Genomic DNA, 9,221 nt, shown 5'->3' with positions numbered 1-9,221 from the left:
ATTTGTACAACGAAATAAGATTACATTTATCTTTAGACTTTAAAACACCTAATATGGTATACAAATTAACAGCGTAAAATCAATTTTAACCTGTAGCCATATTTCAGGACGAGACATTTGAGAAAATCCGTTACAAATTAAAATATTTACTTATCTTTGACGTTAGTAACGTAAAGCGAAAATATGATTATTTCCTTTGGTTCGAAAGAGACCGAACAGATTTGGAACGGAATCCGAGTCAAGAAAATGCCGATTGAAATTCAGAATATTGGACGTCGGAAATTGAGAATGTTGAACAACTCGCAAGATATTGCTGACTTAAGAATTCCACCCTCAAACCGACTGGAAAAGCTGACTGGAAAATTGGGCGAATTCTATAGCATTCGGATTAATAAACAATGGCGGATTATTTTCATTTGGGACAAAGGAAACGCAAGCGAAGTAGAAATAATCGATTATCATTAAAAAAATAAAAAAAATGGAAAAGTTAGCAAATGTACATCCTGGAGAAATCTTGAATTACGAATTTCTTGAGCCATTGGAAATCACCGCATACCGACTTTCCAAGGACTTGAAAATTCCGCAAACTCGAATTTCGGAAATCATAAAGGGAAATCGACGAATTACGGCGGACACAGCCTTGCGATTAAGCAAATACTTTGGGAATTCTGCAAAATTCTGGCTCGGACTTCAAGACGATTTCGACATTGAGGAGGAAAAGGAATCGAAAAAATCGGAACTGAACGAGATCAAACACTACGAAAATAAAAACGTTGCCTAACAAAGAACTGATTTTAAAAAAATTAGCTCAGTTTCAACCCGCATTTTCATTATAAGGTTTCCTTATTTTGCTTGCGCCGATTCACTTCACTCTTATTCTTCGAAAAAAACTCGTAAAAATAAACGTTAATTGTATCTTTACTAAGATCAATAGTCTTCTAACGCCACGAAACCAAAGCCACAAGCGTTATACGCACTCAATTAGCAATGGTTAGCACTAGTATTTGTGCAATAAATAATTAAAAGAAATAATTCATGAAAATATATGTAAAGAATATGGCTTGCGAGAGCTGTAAAATTTTTGTTAAAGATGCCTTAGATGAACTTGGTATCTCGCCAGCTAAAGTTGAATTAGGGGAAATAGAAACCAAAGAAGATGTTTGTGATGAGGACAAAAAGAAACTGAATACCCAAATCAAAAAGGCAGGTATGGAGTTGTTAGAAAAAAAGCAAGGCGTATTAATTGAAAAGATTAGAAAAGTAATGGTTGAATATGTTTCCGATTCAGAGAATAGGCCTAATATTAAGTTCTCTGTTTTATTAAGCGAAGAATTGAATCACAGTTACACATACTTAGCAAATTTCTTTTCAGAAGTTGAAGCCACAACCATTGAACAATATATTATTGCTTTAAAAATTGAAAGGATTAAGGAGTTGATTATTTTTGGAGAAGATACCTTTTCTGAAATTGCAAATAAACTAAATTATAGCAGTGTGGCGCACTTATCATCACAGTTTAAAAAGGTAACGGGTTTAACGCCATCGCATTTTAAAGCATTGAAAGAAAAAAGAAGGATAACCATTCAAAATATTTAGTAATCTAAAAAACCAAAACACAATTGATATAAAATTAAGTTCTAATAAAACTTATCAAAAACAACAAATAGGGCATTTAAGGACAGCTTATTATTCTTTCCACAACACATAAATTTCCAAAAAAACCAATCCAATCAAAAGCCGTTTTGGGTATATTTGTGTAGTTGTGTAACAAATAGAACTTATAATAGAAATAGCGGAGATGCCGAAAACCGACCAGAGTAGGCAAAATCATAAAACTTAAAACGATGCCAAAATTTGTAATTGAAAGAGAGATTCCTGGAGCAGGAACATTAACTTCCGAACAACTAAAAAGTATTTCTCAAACATCTTGTGGGGTATTAAGTAACATGGGGTCCCAAATTCAATGGGTTCATAGCTATGTTACAGCTGACAAAATCTATTGTGTTTACAATGCACCAAATGAAGAAATGGTTCGTGAACATGCAAAACAAGGTGGATTTCCAGCAAATTCAGTTAGTAAAGTAGCAACGATTATTGACCCAACAACAGCTGAGTAAAATTTATCTTTTTAAAATTAGCTAGAAATGGCGGGAAAATTAATAAGTCCGTGCATTGTATCAACTTCTCGATTCTATTTTGGTGAATATTATTGCAATCCACAAATCACCTCTTGCCCTATTTTAAGACACAACAACCATATAAACTAAACCAAAAAAACCATTATGACTAAATTAAAAACAACACTTCTATTACTAATCATCCATCTATTTTTTATAAACATAGTAACATCTCAGGTGGACACCTTAATGGTTTTTAGTAAAGCCATGAATAAAAATATTCCAAATATGGTCATTACTCCTGATAATTATGCCAGTAAAAATGAGAACCTACCTGTATTGTATTTGCTTCATGGTGCAGGAGGAAATTTTAAAGATTGGATTTCTAAAGCGCCATTAATAAAAAAATATGCTAACGATTTTAATATCCTTATTGTTTGTCCAGATGGCGGCGTTACCAGCTGGTATTTTGATAGCCCAATTGATAATACAATGAAATATGAAACCTATGTTTCTACAGAATTAATTGAAGCTGTTGATAAAAATTACAAAACCATACCTAATAAAAATGGACGTGCCATCACAGGATTAAGTATGGGTGGACACGGTGCTTTATATCTTGGCTTTAAACATCAAGATGTTTTTGGTGCTACGGGTAGTATGAGTGGTGGTGTAGATATTCGTCCGTTTCCCAACAACTGGGACATCAAAAAACGCTTAGGGACCTATCCTGAGAACAAAGAGAATTGGGAAAAAAATAGTGTTATCAACTTAGTTTATTTATTGGATGCCGATTTAAAAATCATCATAGATTGCGGGTATGACGATTTCTTTTTTGATGATAACAAACGCCTTCATGATTTATTAGTGGAAAGAAATATAGCCCACGATTACATAGAAAGACCAGGCGCACATAATTGGAATTATTGGGCCAATGCTATTAAATACCAACTGGTTTTCTTTAATGATACTTTTAAAAGACAGTAACTTATTATATATGAAGTTCATAATATTTGTAACAAAAATAATTACTAATCGTTTTAAATAAATACATCTTTTTTTTTAAAACTTTTTTTAAATGACTCGTTTTTTCAAATTTATTTATTTGTGCGTTATTTGCTTAATGCTTGTAAATGTTTCCTGTAAAACCACTCCAAAAAAAACTTCTAACGTAAAACCAACTATTTGTATTATAGGTGGCACGCCTTCAACCACGGATATCTTAACATTCATTCCCGATAGTTTAAAAGCAAAATATAATTTCATCTCGTTTAACAGACCAGGGTTTGGAGGAACAGAATATACAGAAACAAACGCCACTCTACTTTATGAACTTGCTGAAAATGCTGGCTTAAAAACACATGATTACGCCGTTATTGGTATAAGTGGTGGTGGTCCCTTGGCTATGTTATTGGCTTCAAAATTTAAATTGAAATATTGCGGCGTCATTAGCGGCATGGTTTCTAAAGATGCTTATTTTGAATTTGCCGATTCAGCCATTACCAAAGATTTATTTACGAATTTATTATTAGGATATGATGGTTTTAAAAGTGCTGTTTTAAAATTCCCTAACTTAGATCAAATTGCGAAACAAGCTGGCTCAGAATCTGAAGACATGTTCATAAAAGCATCTTATAACGACCTAAAGTATGTTTTATCCGAACCGTTATATGCAGCCATAAACAATGCTATTTACATGGACTGGTGGCATGGTGAAAACGATACAAATGTACCTTTTAAAAGTGCCGAACTATTTTTAAAAAATTATAAAAATGCAACGTTACACATCATTCCAAATGCTAGCCACGACATAGATTCAACCATATACATTCAAAAATTAATTGATAGCTGGGAAATTAAATAAAAAGAAAGTGCCCGATTATATAACTAACCGGGCAACTTTTACCTAACAAAAAACCCAAAACCAACACTTTAGGTTACCTTAAAATTGAATTTACACTTCATCTATTAACTCCCTCAAATTAATAGTCAATCCAATGCAAGCTTTTTTAAAATGAATTTCTTTACCAAATTCATAATGATTCTTAAATGTTATTAATTCTTTGTTCCATTAATGGTCCCAATTCGAAAGTGCTTTTCAATAACTCTTCCTTTAAATCCTTAGCCTCTTTTACTTTTCCATTGGCTTTATAAACTTCTGCCAAATGAAATAAGGTTTCTGGGCTATAGGTTTTATTGGCCACATGTTCTTCCATAATTTGCAATGCTTCTTTTGCATCACCATAATTAAAATATGCCCAAGCCAGCAAATCATAAGATTGTGGTGTTGGCCTATTTTTAATTTCCGTTAAAGCAATGTTGGTAGCCTCTTTAATGTTGTTTAAATCTTCAGTATAAAGAATCGCATTGTATGCATTATACATAGTACCATATTCATCTTTTTCAACCTCAGAAAAATACAATTCCAAATAGTTTTGTTTCGCATCATTATCGTTCATATACTCCGCTATTTCAGCTTTTAGCAAATAGTAATCTGGCGATTTGTGCTGCATCATGATGGAATCTAAAATCCGTAATGCTTCTTTCGGATTTCGTTCATAAGAATACACAATCCATGCAATGCCTTTTTTTGCATAGGCATCATTTGGATTTAATTTTAGGGTTTTCAAGTAGTGCTGGTAGGCCTCTGAAATTTGTCCGTTATGCCCATAAAAATCAGCCAAATTGGTATAAGCCCATTGCATTAACCATGTATCTCTAGACGATTCAACCATTTGAGTTGCTTTTTCTAGGTATAAAATAGCTTTATCTAAATCGCCATTATGGTCGCTCCACTTTGATAAACGAATAAGAAAATCAAAATCATTATAATTTTCAATTTTGCTTAAATATGTTTTGGCTTTATCAATATTACCCAATTCCAAATACACATCGAAAAGCATTTTTTGTGTTCCGTTTAAACCCTCGCCAATGATTTCGGCTTTTTTTAATAATGCGAGCGATTCTTTAAATTTATGCTGAGAGATGTAATTTCTAGCTAAAGCCCTCAAATAACCCGGCATATTATAATTTGTTTTTTCGTTGGCCTGAATTAACTTTTGTTCCGCTTGAATTAATGCTTCAATATGGCCAGTTTCCTTAAATAATTGAGATTGAGATGCTGCAGCTTTAACCATGTAAGGAAACTGTGTAGGTTCTTTTTCTAGCTTTTCTTCCCAAAATTTAAAATCCTTTTGGGTTAATTGCAGCATCTCGTTCTCAATTGGTGTTAAGTACACATTGTAATCTTTTGAATCTGTAATTTTTTTAGGAACTTCTTTACAACTGTTAATTAATAATAACAAAGTCCATATAATAAGGTTAAAATGACGTTTCATAAGTGTTGTTTTTATTAGGTTTTATAAGTAGTATATCAGAGTATGCCAGTAGGGAGCATACTCTGACTTAATGGTATTAAACTACATCCAAGGAGCAGCTAAATATGGAAATGAGGTCAAAAAAGGCTTATCGTTTGCATCTACGTGGTCGTCTGTTAAAGTTGGATTTTCAGTAAAATCCTCGCCACCAAAGATGAGCAGTAATTCTACGGTAATCACATCGTCACTTAAGTTACGACCTGTTAACACATTGGTGCCGTCATAAAATGTGGTAGTTCCATCTAAAGACACATTTAAAACATCTGTAGCCAATACACCAGTAAAGGCGGCAGCGTCAAGTCCTAATGCATTCTCATCTCCTGGATTTGCGTAAGCGGGACTTAAAGCTGTTAAATTGCTTTGAAACATGCTTTGAAATGCTGCGTTTTGCGCTGAAGGTATGGTTGTGTTGAACATATCCTTGCTTCCAGAAGACACAAAAACGGTGTTTACTGCTGGTCTACCCATTTGGTCTGCTTGCGTATAAGTTCCAGAAAAATCTGGTGTATATGGTAATTGATTGTCGTTGTCGTCAATACAATTAAATGCCATTAACGAAATTGTTACCGCTATTGCTACTATTTTTATATTTTTCATAATATTAATTTTTAAGGTTATTTTTATTTAGTTTTTGATTCTACCCAGGTGTTTATGGTTCCTGAACCACCAATTAGTGATTTAGGTACTTCAACAACAACAGATAGTACATTGGTTCCCGCAAACGTATCAGACCCTGGATTGTTGAAACTTGGTGACATACCTGAAATAATTTGAGAGTATTGCGCAAAATCAAAAAAGAAGGGATCGTCTCTAGGGCCAGCAAAAAAGCTCATCCCCGCATTTGTAGACACTATGGCATTAGACCCTGTAGTGATATCAACGACACCGCCTATACTCGTTGTAGTGGCAATGGTACTGTTGAGGCCTGTTTGCGAAGGAGCTACTGGCCCAAAGAAATACATTTTACCATCTCTGGGAATGGCCTGAATTACCAAATCTTCAACAAAATCGCCCGTGTTGTCAATGTTAAATTCAATTAAAACATTTTCGCTAAAAGAAGCATTGCTTGTTGCTGCTGGGCTTAACAAGCCCTGAACATTGGCCACAAATACCATATTATTTGTATTCTGACCTTGAAAGGCATAAAAATCGGTAATGTCACTAGTACCACCTTGAACTGCAGGGGCATCTATATGGTCTGCCGCCACTACTACTAAGAATCCAGCTATCGCTATAATTCCAATTCCTAAAACTTTTTTTAAATTTTTCATGATTTTTGAGATTTTGTTATTTGTTATTTTCGATTCTCACACATACCTACGCAATAATGAAAACATCGGTTTTGTTAAAATTTTGTTAAAACTAAAATTTGCAAATTTCACTTCTAAAACATTACTTTTGCAGCAAAAAGAGATAAAGCCATGAATCCATCAGCTAATGGTTGGATAAAAAAATTACTCAAAGACGTTGATAAGAACAATTCATTCTTAGAGTTGAGTGACATTGAGTTTTACGATGCCTTAAGGACCTGTGGCTTTATATATGGAAGTAATGTGGAAGTGATTGCCAATACCATCCATAAAAACGATTTGACCGAAGAAGAGCTATGCAAAGTCAATTTATTATTATCACTTCTTTATTTACATAAGAATTCAAATTCAAAAAAAGACTTTATTGAAACCGTTGTCGATTTTTACAAAGTAATCAATGAGCATAAAACATCCTTTTTCAAGGATTTTCTGAGCACTAAAAATCCACATGAACTTCTCGAAAAAATCATAAACAAACGCATTCAAATAGATACCAATGTCATTACCAAAAACTTCAACTATTTTATTATAAATGCGTTGCTATATATTGACCTATTGGCGTATCAAGAATATTTGAACCAAGAAAATATATCCATAACCCATATTAAAAATCTAGAAGCGTCTATTGCATCTATTTCATTAGATGCCTTAAACTCTAAAAAAAACAAAAACCAATACGACGAAAGTTTGATAAAACTTTTTGATGCTTCATTAAGGTATCATGACGATACACATTTAAAATACCCAGATGCCATTAGTTATATTAGAAATTCAACTGAGACCTATTATGTTCTGGATTTAGCTTGCATGGCTACTTGGAGCGATTTAAAAATTGATAAAAAAGAACAACAATTTTTGGTTCAGCTAGGTATGGATTTACACATTACACCAGAAAGAATTAATGAATCTATTTTGGCCATCAATCAATTTTACACCAAGCATAAGAATGATATTGCCTTGTTGAGCTCCAAAAACATTGTCCATAGTTTTTACGACAATTCTAGCAAAATGGTTATGAAACTCATTACCAGAAATAGCAAACGTTTGTACCAAGAGTTAAAAAACAGTAAGGAATTAATGGTACTGCTTACGCAATCTACCGTAAGAGACTTGAGCCCAAAAGAACAAAAAAAAGTACAGGAACAGCTCTTGGATATTTTTAAATCCATACCAAGTTTGGCCATATTCATGCTTCCGGGCGGAGCGCTATTGTTGCCTTTGGTTATAAAATTCATTCCCAAATTATTGCCTTCAGCATTTGATGATAATAGAATTGACGATTAGTTAAATGCTTTTTTAAAAATATTTCCATTAGATTTACCACAATCTAACCAAACTAATCTAAATACCAATTATGAAGTCTTATACCATTAAAGAAATTAACGACGTTTTAAAAGGCGAATTAGTTGGACATACCACACAAAAAATCACAGGCCCTGAAGAACTAAAAAAGGCTTCCAACAACCAAATTACTTTCATAGGAAATACAAAATATATAAAACATTGGGAAGACTCAAAAGCGTGTGCTGTAATTATAAACGACAATTTAACTTTAGAGCCCAAAGAAAATTGTGCGGTAATTAAAGTTAAGAATGCCGATTTGGCAATGGCAAAAGTATTGGAACTTTTCAACCCTGATTCCCCTGAATTTGCTGTTGATATTCATCCTACTGCTGTTATTCATAAATCCGCTACCATAGGCAAAGATTGTAAAATAGGTGCCAATTGTTATATAGGCAAAGATGTGGTTTTGGGAAAAAATGTTATTTTATACCCTAATGTATGTGTGTTTGACGAAACCATTATTGGGGACTTTACTATTGTTTGGTCCGGAACAGTAATTCGGGAGCGATGCGTTATAGGAAGTCATTGTATTTTCCATACCAATGTGAGTATTGGTGCTGATGGATTTGGGTATCGCCCAAGTGATGATGGACGAGGATTAACAAAAATACCGCAAATAGGCAATGTTATTATTGGTCATTATGTTGAGATAGGCGCCAACTCGTGTGTGGATCGTGCTAAGTTTAGCTCAACCATCATAGGTGATGGTTGCAAAATCGATAATTTGGTGCAAATAGCGCATAATAGTATTATGGGACGCTCTTGTATCATGGCAGGGCATAGCGGATTGGCAGGTTCTGTGACCTTGGGAGATGGAGTGATTATTGGGGGTAGTGCCTCCATAAAAGACCATACGACCATACATTCTGGTGCGACGGTAGGTGCAGGTTCTGGCGTTATAGGGGATGTTCCTGCTGGTCAAACGGTTTTGGGGTATCCAGCTCAAGAAGCCAGAGACATGCTAAAACAATGGGTAACCATGAAGCGCTTATGTAAAAGTTGAATTTTTGTTCAAAATAAATGATAATAAAAAAAGCCAGATTTAAATTTAAATCTGGCTTTTTTCTTGTTTT

At 33.9% G+C, this 9,221-nt stretch carries 11 protein-coding genes; 8 read left to right on the top strand and 3 right to left on the bottom strand.

Translation table 11 applies throughout. The annotated features are described in order from the left end of the window. The first annotated feature begins 183 nt into the window (after positions 1 to 183). From CDH50_RS11355 to CDH50_RS11330, 6 genes are all read left to right on the top strand, one after another. Positions 184 to 465: a type II toxin-antitoxin system RelE/ParE family toxin gene (locus CDH50_RS11355; RefSeq protein WP_100612385.1), complete on the top strand. Its 282-nt coding sequence runs from the start codon at positions 184 to 186 to the stop codon at positions 463 to 465. A gap of 13 nt (positions 466 to 478) precedes the next feature. Next, on the top strand, positions 479 to 781 hold the full coding sequence (locus CDH50_RS11350) for a HigA family addiction module antitoxin (protein WP_100612384.1): 303 nt from the start codon (positions 479 to 481) through the stop codon (positions 779 to 781). A 254-nt stretch (positions 782 to 1,035) separates the two neighbouring features. Beyond that, on the top strand, positions 1,036 to 1,596 hold the full coding sequence (locus tag CDH50_RS11345) for a helix-turn-helix domain-containing protein (RefSeq protein ID WP_100612383.1): 561 nt from the start codon (positions 1,036 to 1,038) through the stop codon (positions 1,594 to 1,596). A 248-nt stretch (positions 1,597 to 1,844) separates the two neighbouring features. Next, the gene (locus tag CDH50_RS11340; protein WP_100612382.1) at positions 1,845 to 2,117 is read left to right on the top strand and encodes a DUF4242 domain-containing protein; all 273 of its coding nucleotides are present in this window, start codon (positions 1,845 to 1,847) and stop codon (positions 2,115 to 2,117) included. Between the two features lie 165 nt (positions 2,118 to 2,282). Continuing rightward, complete coding sequence (locus CDH50_RS11335) at positions 2,283 to 3,104, top strand: alpha/beta hydrolase (RefSeq protein WP_100612381.1); 822 nt, start codon at positions 2,283 to 2,285, stop codon at positions 3,102 to 3,104. A gap of 91 nt (positions 3,105 to 3,195) precedes the next feature. Next, positions 3,196 to 3,981, top strand: coding sequence for an alpha/beta fold hydrolase (locus tag CDH50_RS11330; RefSeq protein WP_157804977.1), 786 nt, complete (start codon positions 3,196 to 3,198; stop codon positions 3,979 to 3,981). Between the two features lie 181 nt (positions 3,982 to 4,162). Here the strand turns inward: CDH50_RS11330 and CDH50_RS11325 are convergent, their stop codons facing one another. From CDH50_RS11325 to CDH50_RS15335, 3 genes are all read right to left on the bottom strand, one after another. After that, a complete protein-coding gene (locus CDH50_RS11325; protein ID WP_198513487.1) occupies positions 4,163 to 5,455 on the bottom strand; it encodes a tetratricopeptide repeat protein in 1,293 nt (430 codons plus the stop codon). 81 nt (positions 5,456 to 5,536) lie between these two features. Beyond that, a complete protein-coding gene (locus tag CDH50_RS15340; RefSeq protein ID WP_100612379.1) occupies positions 5,537 to 6,091 on the bottom strand; it encodes a DUF4331 family protein in 555 nt (184 codons plus the stop codon). 23 nt (positions 6,092 to 6,114) lie between these two features. Continuing rightward, a complete protein-coding gene (locus CDH50_RS15335; RefSeq protein ID WP_100612378.1) occupies positions 6,115 to 6,765 on the bottom strand; it encodes a DUF4331 family protein in 651 nt (216 codons plus the stop codon). Positions 6,766 to 6,915: 150 nt separating this feature from the next. Here CDH50_RS15335 and CDH50_RS11310 point away from each other — a divergent pair, with 150 nt between their 5' ends. Together CDH50_RS11310 and lpxD are read left to right on the top strand one after the other, a co-directional pair. After that, the gene (locus CDH50_RS11310; protein WP_100612377.1) at positions 6,916 to 8,088 is read left to right on the top strand and encodes an LETM1-related biofilm-associated protein; all 1,173 of its coding nucleotides are present in this window, start codon (positions 6,916 to 6,918) and stop codon (positions 8,086 to 8,088) included. Between the two features lie 70 nt (positions 8,089 to 8,158). Beyond that, on the top strand, positions 8,159 to 9,151 hold the full coding sequence (gene lpxD, locus CDH50_RS11305) for a UDP-3-O-(3-hydroxymyristoyl)glucosamine N-acyltransferase (RefSeq protein WP_100612376.1): 993 nt from the start codon (positions 8,159 to 8,161) through the stop codon (positions 9,149 to 9,151). The last annotated feature ends 70 nt before the right edge of the window (positions 9,152 to 9,221 follow it).

This window comes from Confluentibacter lentus, assembly GCF_002806995.1.
Classification (GTDB): Bacteria; Bacteroidota; Bacteroidia; order Flavobacteriales; family Flavobacteriaceae; genus Confluentibacter; species Confluentibacter lentus.
The sequence above is the reverse complement of the archived record's forward strand: the minus strand, read 5'-3'. Positions and strand labels throughout refer to the sequence as shown.

Coding starts and splice junctions, on each gene's coding strand:
- CDH50_RS11330 (WP_157804977.1), top strand. CDS start 3,196: ATGACTCGTTTTTTCAAATTTATTTATTTGTGCGTTATTTGCTTAATG.
- CDH50_RS15335 (WP_100612378.1), bottom strand. CDS start 6,765: ATGAAAAATTTAAAAAAAGTTTTAGGAATTGGAATTATAGCGATAGCT.
- CDH50_RS11345 (WP_100612383.1), top strand. CDS start 1,036: ATGAAAATATATGTAAAGAATATGGCTTGCGAGAGCTGTAAAATTTTT.
- CDH50_RS15340 (WP_100612379.1), bottom strand. CDS start 6,091: ATGAAAAATATAAAAATAGTAGCAATAGCGGTAACAATTTCGTTAATG.
- CDH50_RS11310 (WP_100612377.1), top strand. CDS start 6,916: ATGAATCCATCAGCTAATGGTTGGATAAAAAAATTACTCAAAGACGTT.
- CDH50_RS11355 (WP_100612385.1), top strand. CDS start 184: ATGATTATTTCCTTTGGTTCGAAAGAGACCGAACAGATTTGGAACGGA.
- CDH50_RS11340 (WP_100612382.1), top strand. CDS start 1,845: ATGCCAAAATTTGTAATTGAAAGAGAGATTCCTGGAGCAGGAACATTA.
- CDH50_RS11350 (WP_100612384.1), top strand. CDS start 479: ATGGAAAAGTTAGCAAATGTACATCCTGGAGAAATCTTGAATTACGAA.
- lpxD (WP_100612376.1), top strand. CDS start 8,159: ATGAAGTCTTATACCATTAAAGAAATTAACGACGTTTTAAAAGGCGAA.
- CDH50_RS11325 (WP_198513487.1), bottom strand. CDS start 5,455: ATGAAACGTCATTTTAACCTTATTATATGGACTTTGTTATTATTAATT.
- CDH50_RS11335 (WP_100612381.1), top strand. CDS start 2,283: ATGACTAAATTAAAAACAACACTTCTATTACTAATCATCCATCTATTT.